The following is a 23,851-nucleotide window of genomic DNA, read 5'->3' as shown; positions in this document are numbered from 1 at the left end:
CCGGTGCTCTGCGACCAGCCTGGAACCGGCCTGAAGGTTGGCTGAGAATCACTCGCCGTCGATGTCCACGTCCGGCACCAGCGGCAGCCGGACCCGGAAGGTGGCTCCCCCACCCGGGGTCTCGGCCACCTCGACGGTGCCGTGGTGGGCGCTCACCAGCGCGGCGACGATGGCCAGGCCGAGGCCGGCGCCGGTGTTGCCACCGGCCCGCCGGGTCCGGGCCGCATCCACCCGGTAGAACCGCTCGAAGACGCGTTCCGCCTGTTCCGGGGCGAGGCCGGGGCCGGTGTCGGCGACCTCCACCACTGCCAGGTTGCCCGGCTCGGCCCGCAGCCGGAGGGTCACCGACGCGTCCGGTGGGGTGTGCGTCAATGCGTTCGTCATCAGGTTGCCGATGATCTGCCGGAGCCGGCCGTCGTCGCCGTAGACCACCAGCGGCCCGGAACCCGGCTCGATCTCCAGCTCGACCCGGCGCTCCGGAGCCATCACCCGGGCGGCCTCCACCGCGTCGCTGGCCAGCACCGGAAGCTCGACCGGGGCGAGGGAGAGCGGCCGCTCCCGGTCCAGCCGGGCGAGCAGCAGCAGGTCCTCCACCAGCAGGCCCATCCGGGCCGCCTCGTCCTCGATCCGGCGCAGCAGGTCGGCGGTCTGCTCCGGGGCGCGGGCCGCGCCCTGCCGGTACAGCTCGGCGAAGCCGCGGATGGTGGTCAGCGGGGTACGCAGCTCGTGCGAGGCGTCCGCGACGAACTGCCGCATCCGCTCCTCCGAGCGGCGGGCGCGCGCCTCGGACGCCTGGGCGGCGACCGCGGCGTCCCGGGCGCTCGCCTCGGCCGAGCGGGCCGCCGTCTCCGAGGCCGCCCGGGCGGTGAAGGCCGCCTCGATCTGGGTGAGCATCGCGTTCAGCGCCCGGGAGAGCCGGCCCAGCTCCGAGGTCGGGCAATCCTGCCCCTCCTCCGGGTCGGGCACCCGCCGGGTCAGGTCGCCGCCGGCTATGGCCGCGGCCGTCTGTTCGATCTCCACCAGCGGTTTCAGGCTGGTCCGGACGATGCCCGCGCCGATCGAGGCGAGCAGGATCAGCACCGCCCCGCCGACCAGCACATCGATCCAGAGCAGTTGCCGGACGGCGACGTCGACGTCGGCGAGGTTCTGTCCGACGACCTTGAACTCGCTGTCGCTCACCTGGCGGATCATCACCCGCCAGCGGATCCGCTTGTCCGCGGCCTCGGCGGTGAAAGCACCCTGGTCGGCGTGCTCCTCGTACCAGCGGATGTCATCAAGGCGGCTGGGCAGGTCTTCCTCCGACAGCGACCCGTCCCGCACCACCCGGCCCGTTCCGGTGCTCCGGTTGGCCTGAGCCAGCAGGTAGTCCGTCGGCAGGGTCTGTGCCGTGGCCCGGTCAGGCGCGATGCCCCGGTCGAGCAACGCGTTGAGCTGACCGTCGATCCGACCCACCATGTAGCTGTGCAGGAAGTACGCGGTCGCCACGCTGATCACCAGGAGGGCGGCGGTCACCAGGGCCAGCACCGCGGTGACCAGCTTGACCCGCAGCGGGATGCTCCGCACCCGCTCCTTCGCCTGTTGGACCGGGTTCACGCCGCCGGCTTGCGCAGCACGTACCCGACGCCCCGGAGGGTGTGGATCAGCCGGGGCTCGACGTTGTCGACCTTGCGCCGCAGGTAGGAGATGTAGGACTCGACGATGTTGTCGTCGCCACGGAAGTCGTAGTTCCACACGTGGTCGAGGATCTGCGCCTTGGACAGCACCCGGTTGGCGTTCAGCATCAGGTAGCGCAGCAGCTTGAACTCGGTCGGCGACAGCTGCACCCGCTGGCCGGCCCGGTGCACCTCGTGGGTCTCCTCGTCCAGTTCCAGGTCGGCGAAGGTGAGCCGGGACGGGGCCTGCTCGCCGGTGCTGGTGCGCCGCAGCACCGCCCGGATCCGGGCGGTCAGCTCCTCCAGGCTGAACGGCTTGGTGACGTAGTCGTCGCCGCCCAGGGTCAGCCCGCGGATCTTGTCGTCGGTGGCGTCCCGGGCGGTCAGGAAGACCACCGGGGTACGGGTGCCCCCCTCGCGCAGCATCCGGATCACCTCGAAGCCGTCCAGGTCGGGCAGCATCACGTCGAGCACCACCAGGTCGGGCCGGTGGTCCTTGGCGGCGCTCAGCGCGGAACTGCCGCTGGTCGCGGTCGCCACGTCGAAGCCCGCGAACCGCAGGCTCGCGGAGAGCAGTTCGAGGATGTTGGGGTCGTCCTCGACGACGAGCAGGCGTGCCTCGGTCTGGGTAGCGGGCATGTGCCCATCATCCGCGCCATCGCTGCGTCCGGCCTGCGTGGTGGCTGGAAAAAACCTGTGAGCCGGCCGGCCGGATGCTGGAGCCCGCGTCGGCGGGCCGTCGGCCGGCCCGGGCGGCGGTCAGCGCAGCAGCCGGCGCAGCCCGTCCAGGGCCCCGTCGAGCAGCCGGATCGCCGTACGCAGCTGGGATTCGCTGAGCCGGCGGGACCGGACCAGCGCGGACACCTCGCCGGCGAACGCGGTCAGCCGCTGGTCGAACTCGGCCTGCGCGGCCTGCTCCGGCCCGGGCGGCGGGGGTGCGGTGACGGGCGCGGGAGCGGGCGGGATCCACCGGTTGCGCCGGGTCTGCCGGGTCGCCTCGCGCAGTTCCCGCTTGAGGTCGCGCACCGAGCCGCGTACCTCGCTGCGGATCTCCCCGGCCAGGGTGGAGAGATCAGCCACCGAGGCGGCGATGTCCGATTCCAGGGCGGCCAGTTCCCCGGCCCGCTGGCTCAGCTCGGCCCGTCCGGCGCCGGTGATCTCGTAGACCTTTCGGCCGCCGGCCGCGGTGTGGCTGACCAGCCCGTCGGCCTCCAGCCGCTGCAACCGGGGGTAGATGGTGCCGGCGCTGGGCGCGTACAGGCCGAGGAAGCGTTCCTCCAGCAGGCGGATCAGCTCGTATCCGTGCTTGGGGCCGTCGTCGAGGAGCTTGAGCAGGTAGAGCCGGAGCCGCCCGTGACTGAACACGGCGGTCACGGCAGCTCCTCCTCGTCGTCGTCCACCGGGCGGGCGAGCAGCGCGATGCTGCCGGACGTGGCGGACGCCCAGAGCTTACCTCCGCCGGCGCCGAGCACCCCCTCGCTGTCGACCACCGCGCCCAGCGCCGCGTTGCCACGTACGGCCGGGAAACCGCTGGTGATCCGCCCGGACGAGGTGTGCAGCCGGACGGCGAGGTCGCTGTCCTCGCGGACCCGGACGGTGATGCTGCCGGAGACCGTGCTCAGCCGGATGTCGCTGCGCCGGGGGTTGTCGAAGTCGCAGGTGATGGCGCCGGAGACGGTCTGCGCGCGGACCTGGCCGGGAGCGCTGTCGGCGAGGATGACCTCGCCGGAGACGGTCTCCACGTCGAGGTCGCCGGTCACCCCGAGCGCCTCCACCGGGCCCGAAGTGATCTTCGCGGCGGTCTGCCCGCGCAGCCCCATCAGGGTGATCTGGCCGGCGGTCACGTCGGCCCTTGTCTGCCGGCGCAGCCCGGAGGCGACCAGGGAGCCCTCGGTGAGGTGCAGGTCGGCGAGCACGTCGGCGGGGATCGCGACGGAGACGTCGACCCGGGGCAGCCGGGCCAGCGGTCCGGCCCAGAACAGCATGTCCCGCCACCGGTTGCCGCGCGGCTGCCGGACGGACAACCGGCCGTCCCGGTGCTCGACGCGGACCGGCCGGCGGCCGACCCGGGTGACGTCCACCCGCGGCGGGCCGTCGGTGGCCACCACGTTGAGCCGGCCGCTGACCAGGCGGACGTCGAGCCGGGTGACCGGCCCGTCCAGGGTGAGCCGTTGCGGGCTGTCGACGGTCCACTCGGTCATGGGTCCTCCCCTCGGCGAGCGCGACGCGGCGCGCCCGACGCCGAGGAGAGTAACGCGATACATCGCGACATGACAAGGAGGTCGCGGAGGGCCAGGTCGCCACCCCCGCGCGGCCGATCAGGCGGCCAGGTCGACCTCCCACGCCGCCGGCGCCCGCCGCGCCGCCGGCTGGGCGGCAGCCGAGCAGAGGTGTACGGCCGACTCGGCGGCCCGGGCCAGCATTCGCCGGTCCGCCCCCGGCGCAGGGTGCAGCGCGGTCGTCACGGCCACCGTGAGCACCAGGTCCCGACTGGCCAGCACCCGGCGCAGCGACCGCCACAGGTTCTCGGCGCCGAGGAAGGCCGGCGCCGTGGTCGCGTCCCCGGTCAGCGCGTCCCGGTAGCCGATCCGCAGCGGCACCACCGGGGCGCCGGCGTCGACGGCCGCCTGGAACACCGCCGGCCGGAACCCGCCGGCCGGCCGGCAGCCCGTCGCCGCGCCGCACCAGGTGGTGCCCTCCGGGAACACCGCCACGGCCCGGCCCGCGCGCAGCGCGTCCGCCACCCGGCCCACCGTGGTCGGCAGGTCGCGGGGGCGGGCGCGGTCCACGAAGAGGGTGCCGGCGGCCCGGGCCAGCCACCCCAGCAGGGGCCAGCCGCGGACCTCGCGCTTGGCCACCAGCCGGGCCGGCGCGACGGCGAGCACGGCCAGCACGTCCAGCCAGGACACGTGGTTGGCGACCAGCAGCGCGCGTCGCCGGGGCAGCCGGCCCCGGACCACCAGGCGCACCCCGAGCGCCCGGGCGGTGACCCGGGCCCAACCGCCCAGCGCCGCCCGCCGCTCCGCCGCGGGCAGCAGCGGCAGCACCACCGCCAGGCCCGCGCCGAGCACCAGCATGCCGAGCAGGGCGACCAGCCGCGCGGCCCGGCGGGCGGCCGGCACGCCCGGCGTGCCGCCGGGCGGCGGCAGACAGTGCGGGCCGCAGCCGGAGGCCGGCCGCCACAGGTCGCGCCGGCTCACCGGTCCGCCCCCGCCGGCCGGTCCGCCCCGGCCAGGAAGTGCCGCAGGTAGCGCGGGTTCATCCGGTCCAGCGAGAACAGCACGTAGAAGTCGGCGACGCCGAAGTCCGGGTCGTACGCCGGCTCGCCGCAGATCCACGCGCCCAGCCGCAGGTACCCGCGCAGCAGCGGCGGCATCCGGCTCGCGCCGACCGGGCCGGGATCCGGGGCCGGCGTCCGGGCGGCCGGTTCGGCGAACCAGGGCCGCAACGGCCGGACCCGCAGCGACGGCGGGGCCAGGTGCCGGGCCCGCGCCCGGGCCCAGACCTCGGCGGCGGCGAGCCCGCCGTCCGCGACCGGCACCGAGGCGCAGCCGCCGAGCCAGCGGGAGCCGCGCAGGTGCAGGTAGCGGGTGATGCCGGCCCACATCAGGTTGATCACCGCGCCGGAGCGGTGGTCCGGGTGCACGCAGGAGCGGCCGGTCTCGACCAGGACGTCCCGGAGCGGGGCGAGCGGGGTGAGGTCGAACTCGCTCTCGGCGTACCGGCGGGCGGTCCGGCCGGGCGGCAGCAGCCGGTACGTGCCGACCACCTCGCCGGTGCGCTCCTCGAGCACGATCAGGTGGTCGCAGTACGGGTCGAGGTCGTCGGCGTCCAGGCCGGCGGCGCCCGGGACGGTGGCCCCGAGTTCGGTGGCGAACACCTCGTGCCGGAGGCGTTGCGCGGCCGCGACCCGGGTCGGGTCGTCGGCGATCAGCAGGGTGTATCCGCTGGTCGTCAGGGGTGCGCCAGCGGCGGGCAGGACAGCCATGGGGATTGTGTAGGCGGCCCGGGTGCCGGTCGCGGTGACCAGGAGTGTCGATCCGGTGAACGCCGGCCGGCGACCCGTGGCGCCGCCGGGACGGGTGGCGATGCCCAGCCAGGACTCCGCCGGGCGACGACGCAGCGGCCCGACCCGAGCGGCGGCGGCCGGGTCGTCGGGACGGCAGGGGGTGCGACGCCGCGCGCACCCCGGCGTGCGAGGCTGCCGGAGCGCCCGGCGACGACGCCGGAGCCGCGACCGTCCGGAGGTGTCTCATGATCATCGAGTCGCGCTTCAACGGGCCGCCCGGCTCGGGCAACGGCGGCTGGAGCGCCGGGCTCTTCGCGGCCGCGTACGGCGGGCCGGGGGTGGTCGAGGTGACGCTGCGCCGGCCGCCGCCGCTGGAGACCCCGCTGACCCTCGCTGACGGCGACGTCCATGACCCGGAGGGGAACCTCGTCGCCGAGGTCCGCGAGACCGGCCAGATCGAGACGATGGTGCCGCCGGTGGACCTGGCGACCGCCCGGGCCGCCGCGGCCGCGTACCCCGGTCTGGTCGACCACCCCTTCCCCGGCTGCTACGTCTGCGGGCCGCGGCGGGCGGACGGGCTGCGGATCTTCCCGGGTCGGCTGCCGGACGGCCGGACCGCCGCCCCGTTCCGGGCGCCGGCGGAGGTCGAGGCGCCGACCGTCTGGGCCGCCCTGGACTGTCCCGGCGGCTGGTCGGTGATCGCGCCCGGCCGCCCGTACGTGCTGGGCCGGATCGCCGCGACGGTACGCGCGCTGCCGGCGCCCGGCGACGAGTGCGTGGTGACCGGCGCGGCCGTCGGCGGCGAGGGCCGCAAGGCGCTCGTGCACACCAGCCTGTACGGACCGACCGGTGACCTGCTCGGCACCGCCCGCGCCACCTGGGTGGCGCTGCCGACCGGCTGAGGTCCGTCCCGAGGATGACCCCCCTCCTGCCCCGGGTGGAGAGGAAACTACGGACCGCGCCTGATTGACCTTGTTGCGCCGGGCCGTCACGCTGTGCAACGGCGTACCCCGACGCCATCGCACGGAGGGAGAGTAATGACTGACGGGCAGCGAAGCCCCACCGACGGTCAGATCGTGGTGTCCGGCCTGACGAAGCAGTACAAGAACGTGAGGGCGGTCAACGACCTGTCGTTCACCGTCGAGCCGGGGCGGGTGACCGGCTTCCTCGGCCCGAACGGGGCCGGCAAGACCACCACCCTGCGCATGCTGCTGAACCTGGTCACCCCCACCGCCGGCGTGGCGACCATCGGCGGCCGGCGGTACGCCGACCTCACCGACCCGCTGCGGCACGTCGGCGCGGTGCTCGAGGCGTCCAGCGCGCACAAGGGGCGGACCGGCATCAACCACCTCCGGGTGATCTGCGCGGCGGCCGGGCTGCCGAAGCAGCGGGCCGACGAGGCGCTGGCCCTGGTCGGGCTGACCCCGGCGGCGAAGCGCAAGTTCAAGGGCTACTCGCTGGGCATGAAGCAGCGCCTGGGCATCGCCGCCGCGATGCTCGGCGACCCACGGGTGCTGATCCTCGACGAGCCGGCCAACGGTCTGGACCCGGAGGGCATCCGCTGGATGCGCGGGTTCCTCAAGGGCCTGGCCCAGCAGGGCCGGACCGTGCTGGTCTCCAGCCACCTGCTGTCGGAGATGCAGCTGCTCGCCGACGACGTGGTGATCATCGCCGCCGGCCAGCTGGTCCGGCAGGGCCCGGTCGACCAGGTGATCGGCTCGATGGCGCAGGGCGCCCGGGTGCGGGTCCGCACCCCGCAGGCCGAGGCGCTGACCGCGGCGTTGAAGGCGGAGTCGGCCACGGTCGACGTCGACGAGCAGGGCACCCTGCTGGTCGGGGCGGTGGACGCCCCGACGGTCGGCCGGGTCGCCCTGGCCGCCGGCGTGGAGCTGCACGAACTCACCACGGAACGACCCGACCTGGAACGGGTGTTCCTGGAGCTGACGGCCGGAAAGGCGGACATCCGATGAACCTCGTCCGATCCGAGCTGCTCAAGATCCGTACCACCAGCACCTGGTGGTGGCTGGCGATCGGGGCGTTCCTGGCCATCGCGATGGCCTTCGCCTTCAACGCCTGGGCCGCCACCGAGGTGTTCGACGGCAACGGCGAGACCCTGGGCTTCAGCCCCGACCAGTCCACCGTCGCCGCCCAGGCGGCGAACATCTACACCTCCGGCCAGTACCTGGGCCTGATGTTCGTGATGCTGATCGGCATCCTGATGGTCACCAACGAGTTCTTCCACCAGACGGCGACCACCACCTTCCTGGCCACCCCGCGGCGCACCTCGGTGATCGCCAGCAAGCTCGTCGCGGCCAGCCTGCTGGGCTTCCTGTTCTGGCTGGCCACCACGGTGATCGACCTGGCCGCCGGCGCGATCTTCCTGACCGCTCAGGACCAGGGCATCCAGCTCGGCGAGTGGGCGGTGCAGCGGGCCCTGCTGTTCAACCTGCTGGCGTACGCGATCTGGACGATCCTCGGCGTCGGCATCGGCACGCTGATCACCAACCAGCTCGGTGCGGTGATCACCGCGGCCGTGCTCTACCTGGTCGGCACCCAGGTGATCGGGCTGCTGTTCCTGCTGCTGTCGAACGCGCTGGACAACCCGGCGGTGGTGAAGTGGCAGGTGATCTGGCCCGCGGTGGCGTCCACCGTGATGATCTCCGAGGGCCAGTCGGAGTTCACCCCCGCGTGGTGGGTCGGCGCCCTGGTGCTGATCGGCTACGCGGTGGTCACCGGGGCCTTCGGCGTCCTGATGACCCGGCGGCGGGACATCTCCTGACCCGAGCGGTTCGAGCGGGGGTGGTGCCGGCCGGCGCCACCCCCGCTTCGGGTCGGGGTGGGCATCACCGTGACCACCGCACCGGCGGCGCGGAAAGTGGGCTTCTCCGACACCCCACGCCTTACCAGCAGTTGTCGGAACACGCAGCGTTTACCGAACTTCTGGCATCTTCTGTGAAACGGACCACGCAGCGGAGGCGGAAATGCCTGCGGCATCCGTACGGCGTAGCCTGGGAGCCGTCTCGTGCGGGCCCCCCTGGGTGGGGGCGTCGCCGGGCACCGCGTGACACACAAACCCGCGTGAAAGAGGCGATTACCGGCCGTGTCGACCCAGCAGACTTCGCAGGAGAACCCACTGGCGGGTTTCGGCCCGAACGAGTGGATCGTCGAGGAGATGTACCAGCGGTACCTCGCGGACCCCAAGAGCGTCGACTCGGCCTGGCACGACTTCTTCGCCGACTACCGACCCGGGCCGGGCGCCGCCACGCCGCGTGAGGGCCAGCCGACCGCGCCCGCCGTCCGCCCGGAGCCGGACGGCCAGCCCGAGGCGACGGCCAAGGTCGCCCAGCCGCCGGCCGCGGCGAAGCCGGCGGAGCCGAAGCCCGCCGCCAAGCGGGCCGCGAAGCCGGCCGCGGCCAAGACCGCCCCGGCGAAGCCGGCCCAGCCCAAGCCGGCGCCGGCCAAGGCGGCCCAGCCGACCGCCACCGGCCCGCAGACCACCCCGCTGCGGGGCGTCGCGGCCCGGATCGTGCAGAACATGGACGCCTCGCTGACCGTGCCGACCGCCACCAGTGTGCGCGCCGTGCCGGCCAAGCTCCTGGTCGACAACCGCATCGTGATCAACAACCACCTCACCCGCGGGCGTGGGGGCAAGGTCAGCTTCACCCACCTGATCGGCTACGCGCTGGTCCGGGCGCTGGCGCAGCACCCGGAGATGAACAACTCCTTCGCCGAGGTCGACGGCAAGCCGGCGATGGTCCGCCCGGAGCACGTCAACCTCGGTATCGCCATCGACCTGGTCAAGCCGGACGGCAGCCGCAACCTGGTGGTGCCGTCCATCAAGGCCTGCGAGCAGATGGACTTCCGGCAGTTCTGGCAGGCGTACGAGGACGTGGTCCGGCGGGCCCGCCGCAACGAGCTGACCATGGAGGACTACGCCGGCACCACGATCTCGCTGACCAACCCGGGCGGCATCGGCACCGTGCACTCGATGCCGCGGCTCATGCAGGGGCAGAGCGCGATCATCGGCGTCGGCGCGATGGAGTACCCGGCGCCGTACCAGGGCATGAGCGAGGCCACCCTCGCCGAACTGGCGGTCAGCAAGGTCATCACGCTGACCAGCACCTACGACCACCGGATCATCCAGGGCGCGCAGTCCGGCGAGTTCCTCAAGGTCATGCACGAGCTGATCCTGGGTGAGCACGGCTTCTACGACCAGATCTTCACCTCGCTGCGCATCCCGTACGAGCCGGTGCGCTGGATGCGCGACGTCGCGGTCGACAGCGAGGGCCAGATCAACAAGACCGCCCGGGTGCACGAGCTGATCCACGCCTACCGGGTGCGCGGTCACCTGATGGCCGACACCGACCCGCTCGAGTTCAAGATCCGCAAGCACCCGGACCTGGACGTGCTCCAGCACGGGCTGACCCTGTGGGACCTGGACCGGACCTTCCCGGTCAACGGCTTCGCCGGCAAGCAGCGGATGAAGCTGCGCGAGATCCTCGGCGTGCTCCGTGATTCGTACTGCCGCCGGGTCGGCATCGAGTACATGCACATCCAGGACCCGGAGGAGCGGCGCTGGATCCAGGAGCGGGTCGAGCGCAAGTACGAGAAGCCGTCCCCGGACGAGCAGAAGCACGTGCTCAACCGGCTCAACGCCGCCGAGGCGTTCGAGACCTTCCTGCAGACCAAGTACGTCGGCCAGAAGCGCTTCTCGCTGGAGGGCGGCGAGTCGCTGATCCCGCTGCTCGGCGAGGTGCTGGAGGCGTCCGCCGAGGGCGGGCTGGACGAGGTCGTCATCGGCATGGCCCACCGCGGCCGGCTCAACGTGCTCGCCAACATCGTCGGCAAGCCGTACGAGAAGATTTTCTCCGAGTTCGAGGGACACCTGGACCCGCGCTCCACCCAGGGCTCGGGCGACGTGAAGTACCACCTCGGTCAGAACGGCAAGTTCACCACGCCGGACGGCGAGCACGCGGTCAAGGTCTCGGTGGTGGCGAACCCGTCACACCTGGAGGCCGTCGACCCGGTGCTGGAGGGCATCGTCCGGGCCAAGCAGGACCGGATAGACCTCAAGCTGGAGGGCTACACCGTGCTGCCGCTGGCGGTGCACGGCGACGCCGCCTTCGCCGGCCAGGGCGTGGTGGCCGAGACGCTCAACCTGTCCCAGCTGCGCGGCTACCGCACCGGCGGCACCGTGCACGTGGTGGTCAACAACCAGGTCGGCTTCACCACCGCGCCGGAGTACTCCCGCTCCAGCCTCTACAGCACCGACGTGGCCCGGATGATCCAGGCGCCGATCTTCCACGTCAACGGCGACGACCCGGAGGCCGTGGTCCGGGTGGCCCGGCTGGCCTTCGAGTACCGCCAGGCGTTCAACAAGGACGTCGTGATCGACATGGTCTGCTACCGGCGGCGCGGGCACAACGAGGGCGACGACCCGTCGATGTCCAACCCGCAGATGTACAAGATCATCGACTCGAAGCGCTCGGTCCGCAAGCTCTACACCGAGGAGCTGATCGGCCGCGGCGACATCACCGTCGAGGACGCGGAGGAGCTGCTGCGCGACTACCAGGCGCAGCTGGAGCGGGTCTTCAAGGCCACCCGCGACGCGGCCACCACGCCGCGCCAGCTCAGCCGCCCCAAGCGCGAGGAGGAGCCGGAGCCGCAGGTGGACACCGCGACCGACGCCGCCGTGGTCAAGGCGATCGGCGAGGCGCACGTCAACCTGCCGGAGGGCTTCACCCCGCACAAGCGGATCCAGCAGCTGCTCGACCGGCGGGCCAAGATGTCCGTCGAGGGCAACATCGACTGGGGCTTCGGCGAGATCATCGCGTTCGGCGCGCTGCTGCACGACGGGGTCACCGTCCGGCTCGCCGGGCAGGACTCCCGCCGGGGCACCTTCGTCCAGCGGCACGCCTCGATCGTGGACGCGCGGACCGGCCAGGACCACCTCCCGCTGCAGTCGCTGACCGGCGACGGCGAGCGCTCCCGGTTCTTCGTGCACGACTCGCTGCTCAGCGAGTACGCCGCGATGGGCTTCGAGTACGGCTACTCGGTGGAGAACATCAACGCGCTGGTCTGCTGGGAGGCCCAGTTCGGCGACTTCGTCAACGGCGCCCAGTCGGTGATCGACGAGTTCATCTCCTCGGGCGAGGTGAAGTGGGGCCAGCGCTCCGCGGTCACCCTGCTGCTGCCGCACGGCCACGAGGGCCAGGGCCCCGACCACACCTCCGGCCGGCCGGAGCGGTTCCTGCAGATGTGCGCCGAGGACAACATGCGGGTGGCCATCCCGACCACCCCGGCGAACTACTTCCACCTGCTGCGCCGCCAGGCCCTCTCGCCGAAGCGCAAGCCGCTGGTGGTGTTCACGCCGAAGTCGCTGCTGCGACACAAGCTCTGCGTCTCCCCGGTCGAGGACTTCACCACCGGCACCTTCCAGCCGGTGCTGCGGGACTCGGCCGCCCCGGCGCCGCAGGGCGTGAAGCGGGTGCTGCTCTGCTCGGGCAAGGTCTACTACGACCTGCTCCAGGCCCGGCAGGAGCGCGGCATCACCGACACCGCGATCATCCGGCTGGAGCAGCTCTACCCGATGCCGGTGGAGGAGATCCGCGCCGCCCTGGCGGAGTACCCGAACGCGGAGGACTTCGCCTGGGTGCAGGAGGAGCCGGCCAACCAGGGCGCCTGGTCGTTCGTCGCGCTCAACCTGCTGGAGCACCTGGCGGACGTCCGGCTGCGCCGGATCTCCCGCCCGGCCGCCGCCGCGCCGGCCGTCGGCTCCGCCAAGATGCACGAGGTGGAGCAGAACGCCCTGCTCGAGGCGGCGCTGCCCCGCCCGTGACCTGACCGCACCGCCGAGCACCGGGGCAGAGCCCGTCACCACGACGGCTCTGCCCCGCCTCGCGTCGGCCCCCCGCACACCACCGGCCGCCCGCCGGACGACATCACGAGGACGAAGCATGTACTTCACCGACCGCGGCATCGAGGAACTCGTCGAACGCCGGGGCGACGAGCAGGTCAGCATGGAGTGGCTCGGCGAGCGCCTGCGCGACTTCGTCGACCTCAACCCCGAGTTCGAGACCCCGATCGAACGCCTCGCCACCTACCTGGCCCGCCTCGACGACCCCGACGACGAGTAACCCGTCCGCCGGCGCCGGGCATCAGGGACCGTCCGTCCGGGGGCGGTCCGGGTACAACCCGGATGACGCGCTCTGTCCAGTGCGGAACGATCTTCCTCGTGAAGCGTCGTGATCTTCTTGTGTTCGCCGGCCTGGCCGCCCTCGCCGGCTGTGGCAGCCCCGGCTCGGCTTCGAAGGGCAACTCCGGCACCCTGACCTTCGCCAACCGGCTGCGGGTGCCGCCGCTGCTCGAACCGGTCGTGACGAAGGACGGCACGAGGCAGTTCTCGTTGACCATGCAGGCGGGGCGGACGGAGTTGCTCCCCGGCAGGCCGACCGCGACGTGGGGGTTCAACGGCCCCTTCCTCGGCCCGACGGTGCGGGCGAAGCGGGGCGACCGCGTCGCGATGCGGGTGCACAACAAGCTCGGTGAGCCGAGCACCGTGCACTGGCACGGCATGCGGCTGCCCGCCGCGATGGACGGCGGCCCGCACCAGATGATCGAGCCGGGTGGCACCTGGACGCCCCGCTGGACGATCGACCAGCCGGCCGCCACCTCCTGGTACCACCCGCACCCGCACGGCACCACCGCCGCGCACGTCTACCGCGGCCTGGCCGGGCTGTTCCTCCTCGACGACCCGGCGACGGCCGCGCTGGGGCTACCGTCGACGTACGGCGTGGACGACGTCCCGCTCGTCCTGCAGGACAAGATCCTCGACCCGAACGGCGTGCTGCTGGAGGACCCCAAGCCGACGTGGGGGCTCATCGGCGACCAGATCCTGGTCAACGGCGTCCACGACCCCTTCTTCGAGGTCACCACGACGCTGGTCCGGCTCCGCATCCTCAACGGCTCCAGCGCCCGGATGTACCACGTCGAGTTCGCCGACCGGCGGCGATTCCACGTCATCGGCACCGACGCCGGGCTGCTGGCGGCACCGGTGCCGGTCGAGCGCGTGCAGCTGAGCCCGGGCGAGCGGCTGGAGATCCTGGTCGAATTCGCCCCGCGCGACCAGGTCGTGCTGCGCAGCGTCGCCGGCGACAACGGCATCGACGAAGGTGACTACGACCTGCTGAAGTTCGTCGCGGCGGACCGGCTCACCCCGCGTCCTCCGGTGCCGGGGCGGCTGGCCGCGACGCCGCGCATCGAGGTGCCCGCCGACGCCCGGGAGCGCAGGTTCCGGCTCAGCGGCAGCGACGAGATCAACGGGCGGGAGATGGACATGGCCCGGATCGACGAGGTGGTGCCGGCGGGGGCGACGGAGATCTGGCACGTCGAGAACACCGTCTACGCCCACAACTTCCACATCCACGAGGTGGCGTTCGAGGTCCTGGACATCGACGGGCAGCAGCCGCCGGCGTACCTGCGGGGGCCGAAGGACACGGTGTTCGTTCCCGGCAAGTCGACGGTGCGGCTCGCCGTCCAGTTCGGCCACTTCACCGACCCGAAGACGCCGTACATGTACCACTGCCACATCCTCCGGCACGAGGACAAGGGCATGATGGGCCAGTTCGTGATCGTGCGGCCCGGCACCGAGGCGTCGGTGCCCCGCACGCTGCCGACCCACCACCACCACGGCTGACGTCCTCGCCCCGCCGGCACCGCGGCTGGCCCCGCCGGACGGCCGGCCGGGGACGGGAGCGCAAGAGGCGACCGCCCGGCGAAGTTGGGCCGTCGGGACCCCGGCCGGCCGCCCGAAGATCTTCTAGGGTGAGTGTGTGGCCCGGAGTGTGTACCTGACCAGCGTGGGTTCCGGCGGGGGCAAGTCGACCATCGCCCTCGGCCTGGCGGAGCTGTTGTCCCGGCAGGTCGAGCGGATCGGCGCGTTCCGGCCGTTGGTCGGCGGCACCGGCCCCGATCCGATCCTCGCCCTGCTCAGCGAGCGCTACCGGATCGAGCCGCCGCTGGCCGACCTCTCCGGCACCACGTACGCCGAGGCGACCACCCTGGTCGCCGACGGGCGGCGGGAGGAGCTGATCTCCCGGATCGTCGAGCGCTACCGGGCGGTGGAACGGCGGTGCCCGGCGGTGGTCGTGGTGGGCAGCGACTTCGCCGACGGCGGTGACGGCGCCGGCCCCCGCGAGCTGGCCTTCAACGCCCGGCTGGCGACCGAGTTCGGGAGCGTCGTGGTGCCGGTGGTGGACGGCTTCGGGCAGGAACCGGCGGCCATCGCGGCCGCGGTGCGCGGGGCGTACCACGACCTGGCGGACCTGGGCGCCACCGTGCTGGCGGTGATCGCCAACCGGGTGCCCGAGCCGATGCCCCTGCCCGAGCTGCCGGTTCCGGCGTACGCCATCCCGGAGGTGCCGAGCGTGTCGGCGCCGACGGTGGCCGAGGTGGCGGCGGCGCTCGGCGCCACCCTGCTCGCCGGGGACGACGCCGCGCTCGGCCGGGACGTGCTCGACTACGTGGTGGGCGCGGCGCACGTGCCGACCCTGCTGGACCACCTCACCGACGGCGCCCTGGTGATCACCCCCGGGGACCGGGACGACCTGCTGGTGGCCGCCAGCGCCGCGCACGTGGCCGGGCAGGTGTCGGTGGCCGGACTGGTGCTCACCCTCGGCGAGCAGCCCGACCCGCGGGCGATGCGGCTGTTCGAGGGGCTGAACACCGGGCTCGCCGTGCTCTCGGTGACCAGCGACAGCTACGACACGGTGGCCGCGTCCAGCCGGATCGAGGGCCGGCTGAGCGCCGGCAACCCGCGCAAGGTGGAGGCCGCGCTCGGCGCCTTCGAACGCTGCGTGGACACCGACGACCTGTCCCGTCGGCTGCGGGTCAGCCGGTCCGCCCGGGTCACCCCGCTGATGTTCGAGTACGACCTGATCGACCGGGCCCGGACCCAGCGCCGGCACGTGGTGCTGCCGGAGGGGGCGGAGGAACGCATCCTGCGCGCCGCGGAAATCCTGCTGCGCCGCAACGTCGCCGACCTGACCCTGCTCGGCCGCCCCGACGACATCGCCCGGCGTACCCGGGAGCTGGGCATCGACATCGGCGGGGCGCGGGTGGTCGACCCGGTGACCAGCGAGTGGCGCGACGAGTTCGCCGTCGAGTACGCGAAGCTGCGCGCCCACCGCGGCGTCACCGCCGAGCTGGCGCACGACATCGTGGCCCAGCCGAACTACTTCGGCACGCTGATGGTGCAGACCGGGCACGCCGACGGCATGGTCTCCGGTGCGACGCACACCACCGCCGCCACCATCCGCCCGGCGTTCGAGATCATCCGCACCGTGCCGGGCGTCTCGGTCGCGTCCAGCGTCTTCTTCATGCTGCTCGCCGACCGGGTGCTGGTCTACGGCGACTGCGCGGTCAACCGCGACCCGGACGCCGGCCAGCTCGCCGACATCGCAATCTCGTCGGCCGACACCGCCGCCCGGTTCGGCATCGAGCCCCGGGTCGCCATGCTCTCCTACTCCACCGGCACCTCGGGCGCGGGCGAGGACGTGGAGAAGGTCGCGGCGGCCACCAAACTGGTCCGCGAGAGCCGCCCGGACCTGCTGGTGGAGGGGCCCATCCAGTACGACGCGGCGATCGACCCAGCGGTGGCGGCGACAAAGCTGCCCGGCAGCGAGGTCGCCGGCCGGGCGACGGTCTTCATCTTCCCCGACCTGAACACCGGCAACAACACATACAAGGCGGTGCAGCGCTCGGCCGGTGCGGTGGCCGTCGGGCCGGTGATGCAGGGCCTGCGCCGGCCGGTCAACGACCTGTCCCGCGGCGCGACCGTGCCGGACATCGTCAACACGGTGGCGATCACCGCCATCCAGGCCAGCGCGGAGGTCGCATGAGTAGAGCGGAACATCAGGCTCAGCACGGTGGTGCCGGCATGAGCCGCGTCCTCGTCCTCAACTGCGGGTCGTCGTCGGTCAAGTACCGGCTCTACGACGGTGACGAGATACGCGACAAGGGCACCGTGGAGCGGATCGGCGAGCCCGGCGGCGGGCCGGCCGACCACGAGACGGCCGTCCGCGACATCCTCGGCCGGCTCGACCTGGCCGGGCTGGTCGCTGTCGGGCACCGGGTGGTGCACGGTGGCCGGCGGTTCGCCGAGCCGGTGCTGATCGACGACGCGGTGCTGGCCGCCATCCGCGACCTGGTCCCGCTCGCCCCGCTGCACAACCCGGCGAACCTGGCCGGCATCGAGGTCGCCCGGGCGGCCCTGCCGGACGTCCCGCAGGTCGGCGTCTTCGACACCGCGTTCCACCACACCATGCCGGAGGCCGCCGAGGTCTACGCGATCGACCGGGACACCGCGCAGCGGTACGGCATCCGGCGGTACGGCTTCCACGGCACCTCCCACGCGTACGTCTCCCGGCGCACCGCCGAGCTGCTGGACCGCCCGTACCACGAGCTGAACACGATCACTTTGCACCTGGGCAACGGGGCCAGCGCCTGCGCGGTGGCCGGCGGGCGCAGCCTGGCCACCTCGATGGGGATGTCACCGTTGCAGGGGCTGGTGATGGGCACCCGCAGCGGCGACCTGGACCCGGCGGTGATCTTCCATTTGCGCCGCGAGGGCGGACTCTCCGTGGACGAGATCGACGACCTGCTCAACCACCGCAGCGGGCTGCTCGGCCTGACCGGCGCCAACGACATGCGCGAGGTGCTCCAGCGGCGGGCGGACGGCGATCCCGCCGCCGCGCTCGCCTTCGACGTCTACTGCCGCCGGATCACCGGGTACGTCGGCGCGTACTACGCCCTGCTCGGCCGGGTGGACGCGATCACCTTCACCGCCGGGGTGGGCGAGCACGCCGCCCCGGTCCGCGCGGCGGCGCTGGCCGGCCTGGAACGGCTCGGCATCGTCGTCGACCCGGAGCGCAACGCCGGCAGCGGCGACCGGGTCATCTCGCCGCCGGGCGCCGAGGTGGCCGTCTGCGTGATCGGCACCGACGAGGAGCGCGAGATCGCCCGCACCGCCCGCGACCTGGCCGCCACCGCGCGCTGACCACCCGCCGCCGGGCAGGCAGGCGGCCGGTCGGGCCCCGCGTGGGCTGTCGTCGCTCGGCGCGGACGGTGGCGGGCGGTCAGCCCAGGGCGAGCCAGGCGACCAGGACGACCAGCACGACCGCGACCACCGCCGCGCCGACCAGCAGCGGCGTCCGGGACGCGGCGGCCGGCGCCTCGGCCTCCGGGGTGTTGGCGAAGGCGCGGAACGCCTCGGTGTTGCCGCTCGGGTCGGTGTAGTTCTCAGCCATGCCGGTGACCCTAGCCAAGCCGGTCCCGGCGCACCGCCCCGCGCGCGCCGGCCCGGGTCAGGTCGGGCCGGCCGGGGGACCGACTGGCGACCGGGTGGTGTACGGAGCCGGTCCGGACGGCGGGGCCGCGCGGGCGCTCCGGCACCTACCGTGGAATCGTGGGGGTCAAGCGGCTGGTCGCCGCGCTGCTGACGGCGCTGCTGGCCGGTTGCGGGACGGCCACCGCCGCGCCCGGTACGCCGGAACCGGCCCGCCGGGCGCCCGCCGGGACGTACGCCGTCGGCGTGCGTACGCTCACCGTCGACGCGGCCTCCGCGCGCCCGCTGCCGGTCACCCTCTGGTATCCGGCGGACGGGAACGCGGTGGCCGCGGGTCGGTTCCCGGTGGTGCTCTACAGCCACGGGCTGGACAGCCTGCCGCACCTGCACGCCGGGGTGACCACCCGGTGGGCCGCCGCCGGCTTCGTGGTGGCCGCACCGGCGTACCCGCACACCCGCCGCGGCACGCGCCGGTTCGACCGGGCCGACGTGCGGCACCAGCCGGCCGACGGGTGGCGGGTGATCCGGCACCTGGTCCGCCTCGACACCCGGCCCGGTGATCCGCTCGCCGGTCACCTGGACGTCGCCCGGTTCGCCGCGGCCGGCCACTCGGCGGGCGGGTTCACCACCGCCGGCATGTTCACCTCGGGGCGGTCCTCCCGGCTACGGGCGGGCATCGTGATCGCCGGCGGCGGGATGGCCGGGAGCTTCGCCGCGCCGGCCGCACCGGTGCTCTTCGTGCACGGCACCGCCGACCCGGTGGTGCCGCTGGCGGTCGGCCGGGCGGCCTACCGGCGCGCCGGCGGCCCGGCCGCCTTCCTGAGCGTGCTCGGGCAGGGCCACGGCGAGTACCTGACCCCGGGCCGGCCGGGCTTCGCCCAGGTCCTCGCCACCACCACCGACTTCCTCCGCTGGCACCTCTACGGCGACCCGGACGCCGCCCGCCGCCTCCCCGCCGGCGCCAACGCCCCCGCCCTCACCCGCTACGAGACCCGCCCCGCCCCCTGACCCCGCCGCTCTACGGGTGGCGGCCGAACCGCCCCACCGGGCTCCTCCGGGCACATGGTGGCCCCGCACCACCGAGGCACATTCGCAGCCCTGCGCCGCCGGGGGGGTGCGCGTGGTGCCGGGGCGGCGGGCAGACCGTCCGGCATGGCGGGCGCCAGGGCCGGGCGGACAGAAACGACTGATACCTGAGAGTCATCAAAATGACTCTCGGGTATCACGCCCGCCGGACACTATGACGCGCCGCCGCGACACGCCCGACCGCCACGCCCTCGCCGGCACGCCCGTCCGTCGCGACCGCCGGCGACGGCCGGGCACCAGCGCCGGCTCCCGCGCACCACCGGCCAGACACGAGCGGTCGGGCACCAGCGGCCAGACCCGAGCGACCGCCGGGACAGGAGCAACCACCAGCGCGGGCGACGGCCGGAAACGGCGGTGCGGGAAGGTGGAGCCGCGGTTACGGTCGGCGGGTGGTCGTGGAAGGGCTCGCGGGGCGGCAGTTGGCCAGCATCGTCGAGGTGGTCGAGGTGGCCGCCGACGCCGGTATCGAGGTGTGGCTGCGCGGCGGCTGGGCGGTGGACTTCCACCTCGGCGAGGTGACCCGGCCGCACGTGGACGTCGACTGGTACTGCTGGCGTGCCGATGCCGACCGGCTGGCCGCCCTGCTGCTCGGGCGCGGCTGGCGCCCCGACCCGCGGCTGCCGGTCGACGTCCAGCTGGACCTGTTCCGCGACGACGTGGAGGTGAGCTTCGCGTACCTGGCGCGGGACGCCGACGGGCGGGTCACGGTCGGCGGCGGCCCGTGGGCCGGCACCCCGCTGCCGGCCGGGATGCTGGCCGGCCCGCCCGGGCGGATCGGCCCGCTGACCGTCCCGGTCATCGCGGTGGCGGCGCAGGTCGAGTTCAAGCGGATGTACCCGGTCTGGATGCCCGGCCGCCCCCGCCGCGCCAAGGACGCCGCCGACCTGGCCCGCCTCGGCGCCGCCCCGCCGGAGCACCGACCCGAGGCGACCTCGCCCGGGGCGTAGCGCGGGTGGCGGGGTGGGCACGGTGCGTCGATCTCCGGCGGGCCACCCGGACGGGCAGGGCACAATCGGAGCCATGCCGCGTCGCCGCACCCCTGCCCTGCTCGCCTGCGCCCTGCTCACCGCCGGTCTGGTCGGCTGCTCCGGAGACACCGGGCCGGCCCGCCCGCAGGCCGTCCCCACCCAGGCCCCGGCGGCGACCACTCCGGCACCACGGGTACCCGCCGGCACCGCGCCGGAGCGGGCCTTCGCGGTGGGCGTACGCCAGCTGAAGCTGAACCGCGACGGCGACCGCCCGCTGCCGGTGACCGTCTGGTACCCGGCGGCCGGGAAGGCCGGCGGTGAGCCCGAACGGTCCGCGGGGGCCGCCGACGGCCGGTTCCCCGTGGTGATGTTCAGCCACGGCCTGGGCGGGCGCCCGGCCGACTACGAGACGCTGCTCACCCGGTGGGCGGCGGCCGGCTTCGTGGTGGCCGCGCCGACCTTCCCGCACACCTCCCGGGGCACCGACACCAACGTGCTGGACGTGCTCAACCAGCCCGCCGACGTGTCGTACGCGCTGACCCAGGTGCTCGCCCTCGACGGCAAGGCCGGTGATCCGCTGCGGGGCCGGCTGGCCGGCGACCGGGTTGCGGCGGCCGGGCACTCGGCCGGCGGGGTGACCACCATCGGCCTGTTCACCGCCGGCCGGGACGAACGGCTCGACGCCGGGGTGGTGTTCGCCGGCACCGCGCTCGGGGTGGGCACCGCGTTCGCCGGCGCCGCCGCGCCGCAGCTGTTCGTGCACGGCGAGGCCGACGAGGTGGTCCAGTACGCCGCCGGCAAGGAGGCGTACGACAAGGTGCCCTGGCCGAAGGCGATGCTGAGCCTGCCGAACGGCGACCACGGGCGGGCGCTGCTCAGCGACGGAGCCGCGCTGCGGGTGGTCTCGGACACCACCGTCGAGTTCCTGCGCTGGACCCTCTACGGCGACGAGGCCGCCAAGCGGCGCATCCCCACCGACGCCGCGCGGGGCGACATCGCCGTCCTCGACAACCGCCTCTGACCGCCCCGGGCGGCCCCGGCTCAGGCGGTGTGGTCGACGACCACCTTGCCGAAGACCTCGCCGGAGTGCAGGCGGGCGAACGCCTCCTCGACCCGGCTGAACGGCACCACGCTGTCCACCACCGGCCGCACCTGGTGCTCGGCGCAGAAGGCGAGCAGGTCCGCCAGTTCGTCCGGGGTGCCCATCGAAGTGCCCAGGATCTCCAGCTGCATGGCGAAGACCCGGCGCAGGTTGACCTTGGGCTCGTGCCCGGCGGTGGCGCCGGAGACGACGATCCGGGCCATCGGCGCGGCGGACTTCAGCGAGTGGTCGAAGGTGGCCGCGCCAACGGTCTCGATCACCACGTCGACCCGCTCGGGCAGCCGGGCGCCCGGCTCGACGGCGGTCGCGCCCAGCTCGGCGATCCGCTCCCGCTTGGCGGCGTCCCGGCTGGTCGCGTAGACCCGCTTGCCCATCGCCGCGGCGAGCGCGACGGCGGCCGTGGCGACGCCGCCCCCGGCGCCCTGCACCAGCACCGCGTCGGCGTCGCCGACCCGGCCCTTGGTGGTGAGCATCCGCCAGGCGGTGAGCCACGCGGTCGGCAGGCAGGCCGCGTCGGTGGCGGCCAGTCCGGCCGGCAGCGGCACCAGGTTCGACCGGGGTACGGCCACCCGCTCGGCGAGCGTGCCCGGGAAGTGCTCGGAGAGGATGGAGACGCCGCGCGGGTCACCCGGGGTGGCGACCACGGGGTAGACGACCACCTCGTTGCCGTCCGGGTCGACGCCGACGGCGTCGCAGCCGAGGATCATCGGCAACTGGTCGCCGGTGAGCCCCACCCCGCGCAGCGACCACAGGTCGTGGTGGTTCAGCGAACTGGCCCGAACCTGCACGGTGACCCAGTCGTCGTCCGGGTGGGTCGGCTCGGGCCGCTCGCCGACGGTGAGCGCGGCGAGCGGGTCGGCGTCGTCGAAGCGGGAGGCGAAGGCGGCACGCATGATCGGCACGGTAACAAGCGGGACGGGCCGGAGTAAGGGCCCCGCGCTGTGCGACGTGCGACAGCACGGGCCCTCGGCCCGGGTCAGGCCCGGGCGACGCCGTCGCGGCGGGCCGCCTCGGCCACCGCCTCGGCCACCGCGGGGGCGACCCGCGGGTCGAGCGGGGACGGCACGATCGCCTCCGGGGTGAGCGTCTCGGCCACCACCTGCGCGATGGCGTCGGCGGCGGCGACCTTCATGCCCTCGGTGATCCGGGTGACCCGGGCGTCCAGCGCGCCCCGGAACACGCCGGGGAAGGCCAGCACGTTGTTGATCTGGTTGGGGTAGTCGCTGCGCCCGGTGGCCACCACCGCGACGTGCCGGGCGGCCACCTCGGGGTGCACCTCCGGGTCCGGGTTGGCCAGCGCGAAGACGATCCCGCCGGGGGCCATCCCGGCCACCGCGGCCTCGGAGATCCGGCCGCCGGAGACGCCGATCAGCACGTCCGCGTCGCGCAGCGCCTCGGTGATGTCGCCCTGCCGGCCGTCGGGGTTGGTGACGGCGGCCAGTTCGGCCTTGGTGTCGGTGAGCCCGGTGCGGTGCCGGCCGATGATCCCCTTCGAGTCGCAGACCACCACCCGGGCCGGGTCCACTCCCCCGGCCAGCAGCATCTTCGTCACCGCCACGCCGGCCGCGCCGGCGCCGCTGACCGCCACCCGCAGGTCGCCCAGCTTGCGGTTGAGCAGCGTGGCGGCGTTGCGCAGCGCGGCCAGCACGACGATCGCGGTGCCGTGCTGGTCGTCGTGGAAGACCGGGATGTCCAGGGCCTCGTCCAGCCGGCGCTCCACCTCGAAGCAGCGCGGGGCGCTGATGTCCTCCAGGTTGATCCCGCCGAACGACGGCGCCAGCGCCCGCACCACCGCCACGATCTCGTCGACGTCCTGGGTGTCCAGGCAGACCGGTACCGCGTCCACGCCGGCGAACTGCTTGAACAGCACCGCCTTGCCCTCCATCACCGGCAGCGCGGCGCGCGGGCCGATGTTGCCGAGCCCGAGTACGGCCGAGCCGTCGGTGACGACGGCGACGGTGTGCGACACCCAGGTGTAGTCGTCGACCAGGGTCTCGTCGGCGGCGATCGCCTCGCACACCCGGGCCACCCCGGGGGTGTACGCGAGGGAGAGGTCCTCCCGGCTGGTCAGCGGGACCGTCGAGGCGACGGCCATCTTGCCGCCACGGTGCAGTCGGAAGACGGGATCAGCAGGGTCCACGGTGGACGGTGACATGGTGACTCCAGGATCTGTCGAGCAGCTGGACCAGCCGGTCGGTACGCGTGGTGAGGCGACGAGCGGTGGCGCGCGGTGCGGGGGGTCACCCGGGCACTTCCGAGCATAGTGTCGTCGGAGCCCCACCGATGTGAGCAGGGTCATAACGGGCGCCGACGCACCCGTCCGGGCCGGGGCCAGTAGCGGGCCACCACCCGGCCGTGCACGTCGGCCACCCCGTACGCCCGGGAGTCGTCGGCGACGAACTCGTTGTCCCCGTACAGCCACCAGCCGCCGTCCTGGGCGCGTACCGCCCGCTTGACGACCAGCAGGTCAGGGCGACTGCGGAAGACCGCGACCACGACGTCGCCGGGGCGGACCGGCCGGCCGCCCCGGCGGACCAGCACGGCGTCCCCGTGACGCAGGGTCGGCGCCATGGACGGGCCGCTGACCAGCACCGCCGTCAACGGCCAGGGCAGCCGGCGCGCGGCCGCCGGACGGTCGGCGGTCATCGGTTTCACCTCCACCGGCTTGGGGGAGCCCCGCCAGGAGTAATG

General features: G+C 73.8%; 21 protein-coding genes. 11 read left to right on the top strand and 10 right to left on the bottom strand.

What is annotated here, in order from left to right:
- Positions 1-48 precede the first annotated feature (48 nt).
- The 6 genes from GA0070609_RS01550 to GA0070609_RS01525 all read right to left on the bottom strand — a co-directional run bounded on the left by GA0070609_RS01550 (position 49) and on the right by GA0070609_RS01525 (position 5,640).
- A complete protein-coding gene (locus GA0070609_RS01550; protein ID WP_088992134.1) occupies positions 49-1,593 on the bottom strand; it encodes a sensor histidine kinase in 1,545 nt (514 codons plus the stop codon).
- A complete protein-coding gene (locus tag GA0070609_RS01545; RefSeq protein WP_088992133.1) occupies positions 1,590-2,291 on the bottom strand; it encodes a response regulator transcription factor in 702 nt (233 codons plus the stop codon). The genes GA0070609_RS01550 and GA0070609_RS01545 overlap by 4 nt, the downstream gene beginning before the upstream one ends.
- Positions 2,292-2,411: 120 nt before the next feature.
- Complete coding sequence (locus GA0070609_RS01540; RefSeq protein ID WP_088992132.1) at positions 2,412-3,026, bottom strand: PadR family transcriptional regulator; 615 nt, start codon at positions 3,024-3,026, stop codon at positions 2,412-2,414.
- Positions 3,023-3,853, bottom strand: a complete 831-nt coding sequence (locus GA0070609_RS01535; RefSeq protein WP_088992131.1) for a DUF4097 family beta strand repeat-containing protein — start codon at positions 3,851-3,853, stop codon at positions 3,023-3,025. Before GA0070609_RS01535 ends, GA0070609_RS01540 begins: the two co-directional genes overlap by 4 nt.
- Positions 3,854-3,970: 117 nt before the next feature.
- A complete protein-coding gene (locus GA0070609_RS01530) occupies positions 3,971-4,852 on the bottom strand; it encodes a lysophospholipid acyltransferase family protein (protein WP_088992130.1) in 882 nt (293 codons plus the stop codon).
- On the bottom strand, positions 4,849-5,640 hold the full coding sequence (locus GA0070609_RS01525) for a GNAT family N-acetyltransferase (RefSeq protein ID WP_088992129.1): 792 nt from the start codon (positions 5,638-5,640) through the stop codon (positions 4,849-4,851). Before GA0070609_RS01525 ends, GA0070609_RS01530 begins: the two co-directional genes overlap by 4 nt.
- A gap of 266 nt (positions 5,641-5,906) precedes the next feature.
- On the opposite strand from GA0070609_RS01525, the gene GA0070609_RS01520 reads away from it, so the two are divergent.
- From GA0070609_RS01520 to GA0070609_RS01485, 8 genes are all read left to right on the top strand, one after another.
- Complete coding sequence (locus tag GA0070609_RS01520) at positions 5,907-6,563, top strand: hypothetical protein (protein ID WP_088992128.1); 657 nt, start codon at positions 5,907-5,909, stop codon at positions 6,561-6,563.
- Positions 6,564-6,698: 135 nt separating this feature from the next.
- Positions 6,699-7,631, top strand: coding sequence for an ABC transporter ATP-binding protein (locus GA0070609_RS01515; protein WP_088992127.1), 933 nt, complete (start codon positions 6,699-6,701; stop codon positions 7,629-7,631).
- Positions 7,628-8,440 carry an ABC transporter permease gene (locus GA0070609_RS01510; protein WP_088992126.1) on the top strand — a complete coding sequence of 271 codons (813 nt, stop codon included), beginning with the start codon at positions 7,628-7,630 and terminating at the stop codon, positions 8,438-8,440. The genes GA0070609_RS01515 and GA0070609_RS01510 overlap by 4 nt, the downstream gene beginning before the upstream one ends.
- 321 nt (positions 8,441-8,761) lie before the next feature.
- A complete protein-coding gene (locus tag GA0070609_RS01505; protein ID WP_088992125.1) occupies positions 8,762-12,499 on the top strand; it encodes a multifunctional oxoglutarate decarboxylase/oxoglutarate dehydrogenase thiamine pyrophosphate-binding subunit/dihydrolipoyllysine-residue succinyltransferase subunit in 3,738 nt (1,245 codons plus the stop codon).
- Positions 12,500-12,617: 118 nt separating this feature from the next.
- The gene (locus tag GA0070609_RS01500; protein ID WP_088992124.1) at positions 12,618-12,797 is read left to right on the top strand and encodes a DUF6104 family protein; all 180 of its coding nucleotides are present in this window, start codon (positions 12,618-12,620) and stop codon (positions 12,795-12,797) included.
- 98 nt (positions 12,798-12,895) lie between these two features.
- On the top strand, positions 12,896-14,356 hold the full coding sequence (locus GA0070609_RS01495) for a multicopper oxidase family protein (protein WP_231928492.1): 1,461 nt from the start codon (positions 12,896-12,898) through the stop codon (positions 14,354-14,356).
- Positions 14,357-14,492: 136 nt separating this feature from the next.
- A complete protein-coding gene (gene pta, locus GA0070609_RS01490) occupies positions 14,493-16,559 on the top strand; it encodes a phosphate acetyltransferase (protein WP_088992122.1) in 2,067 nt (688 codons plus the stop codon).
- A gap of 38 nt (positions 16,560-16,597) precedes the next feature.
- The gene (locus GA0070609_RS01485; RefSeq protein WP_088992121.1) at positions 16,598-17,716 is read left to right on the top strand and encodes an acetate/propionate family kinase; all 1,119 of its coding nucleotides are present in this window, start codon (positions 16,598-16,600) and stop codon (positions 17,714-17,716) included.
- Positions 17,717-17,795: 79 nt separating this feature from the next.
- On the opposite strand, the gene GA0070609_RS33480 is transcribed toward GA0070609_RS01485, so the two are convergent.
- Complete coding sequence (locus tag GA0070609_RS33480; RefSeq protein WP_172899270.1) at positions 17,796-17,966, bottom strand: hypothetical protein; 171 nt, start codon at positions 17,964-17,966, stop codon at positions 17,796-17,798.
- A gap of 158 nt (positions 17,967-18,124) precedes the next feature.
- On the opposite strand from GA0070609_RS33480, the gene GA0070609_RS01480 reads away from it, so the two are divergent.
- From GA0070609_RS01480 to GA0070609_RS01470, 3 genes are all read left to right on the top strand, one after another.
- On the top strand, positions 18,125-19,012 hold the full coding sequence (locus GA0070609_RS01480; RefSeq protein WP_088992120.1) for an alpha/beta hydrolase family protein: 888 nt from the start codon (positions 18,125-18,127) through the stop codon (positions 19,010-19,012).
- Positions 19,013-19,479: 467 nt separating this feature from the next.
- Positions 19,480-20,037, top strand: a complete 558-nt coding sequence (locus tag GA0070609_RS01475; protein ID WP_231928491.1) for a nucleotidyltransferase domain-containing protein — start codon at positions 19,480-19,482, stop codon at positions 20,035-20,037.
- A gap of 73 nt (positions 20,038-20,110) precedes the next feature.
- On the top strand, positions 20,111-21,079 hold the full coding sequence (locus tag GA0070609_RS01470) for an alpha/beta hydrolase family protein (protein ID WP_088992119.1): 969 nt from the start codon (positions 20,111-20,113) through the stop codon (positions 21,077-21,079).
- 20 nt (positions 21,080-21,099) lie between these two features.
- Here GA0070609_RS01470 and GA0070609_RS01465 read toward each other — a convergent pair whose 3' ends face one another.
- The 3 genes from GA0070609_RS01465 to GA0070609_RS01455 form a co-directional block, all read right to left on the bottom strand.
- Entirely contained in the window at positions 21,100-22,062 is a 963-nt protein-coding gene (locus GA0070609_RS01465) for a zinc-binding dehydrogenase (protein WP_172899269.1), read from the bottom strand.
- Between the two features lie 74 nt (positions 22,063-22,136).
- Positions 22,137-23,315: an NAD(P)-dependent malic enzyme gene (locus tag GA0070609_RS01460; RefSeq protein ID WP_088992117.1), complete on the bottom strand. Its 1,179-nt coding sequence runs from the start codon at positions 23,313-23,315 to the stop codon at positions 22,137-22,139.
- Between the two features lie 140 nt (positions 23,316-23,455).
- Complete coding sequence (locus GA0070609_RS01455) at positions 23,456-23,821, bottom strand: S26 family signal peptidase (protein WP_408630625.1); 366 nt, start codon at positions 23,819-23,821, stop codon at positions 23,456-23,458.
- Positions 23,822-23,851 lie beyond the last annotated feature (30 nt).

Origin of the sequence: Micromonospora echinaurantiaca (assembly GCF_900090235.1) — a bacterium.
GTDB lineage: Bacteria > Actinomycetota > Actinomycetes > Mycobacteriales > Micromonosporaceae > Micromonospora > Micromonospora echinaurantiaca.
This window is presented reverse-complemented; position numbering and strand designations above follow the sequence as displayed.

Bases quoted from the DNA above. Each gene is read 5' to 3' on its own strand.
- GA0070609_RS01515 (WP_088992127.1), top strand. From the start codon at position 6,699: ATGACTGACGGGCAGCGAAGCCCCACCGACGGTCAGATCGTGGTGTCC.
- GA0070609_RS01510 (WP_088992126.1), top strand. From the start codon at position 7,628: ATGAACCTCGTCCGATCCGAGCTGCTCAAGATCCGTACCACCAGCACC.
- GA0070609_RS01520 (WP_088992128.1), top strand. From the start codon at position 5,907: ATGATCATCGAGTCGCGCTTCAACGGGCCGCCCGGCTCGGGCAACGGC.
- GA0070609_RS33480 (WP_172899270.1), bottom strand. From the start codon at position 17,966: ATGGCTGAGAACTACACCGACCCGAGCGGCAACACCGAGGCGTTCCGC.
- GA0070609_RS01500 (WP_088992124.1), top strand. From the start codon at position 12,618: ATGTACTTCACCGACCGCGGCATCGAGGAACTCGTCGAACGCCGGGGC.
- GA0070609_RS01470 (WP_088992119.1), top strand. From the start codon at position 20,111: ATGCCGCGTCGCCGCACCCCTGCCCTGCTCGCCTGCGCCCTGCTCACC.
- GA0070609_RS01535 (WP_088992131.1), bottom strand. From the start codon at position 3,853: ATGACCGAGTGGACCGTCGACAGCCCGCAACGGCTCACCCTGGACGGG.
- GA0070609_RS01545 (WP_088992133.1), bottom strand. From the start codon at position 2,291: ATGCCCGCTACCCAGACCGAGGCACGCCTGCTCGTCGTCGAGGACGAC.
- GA0070609_RS01460 (WP_088992117.1), bottom strand. From the start codon at position 23,315: ATGTCACCGTCCACCGTGGACCCTGCTGATCCCGTCTTCCGACTGCAC.
- GA0070609_RS01525 (WP_088992129.1), bottom strand. From the start codon at position 5,640: ATGGCTGTCCTGCCCGCCGCTGGCGCACCCCTGACGACCAGCGGATAC.
- GA0070609_RS01485 (WP_088992121.1), top strand. From the start codon at position 16,598: ATGAGCCGCGTCCTCGTCCTCAACTGCGGGTCGTCGTCGGTCAAGTAC.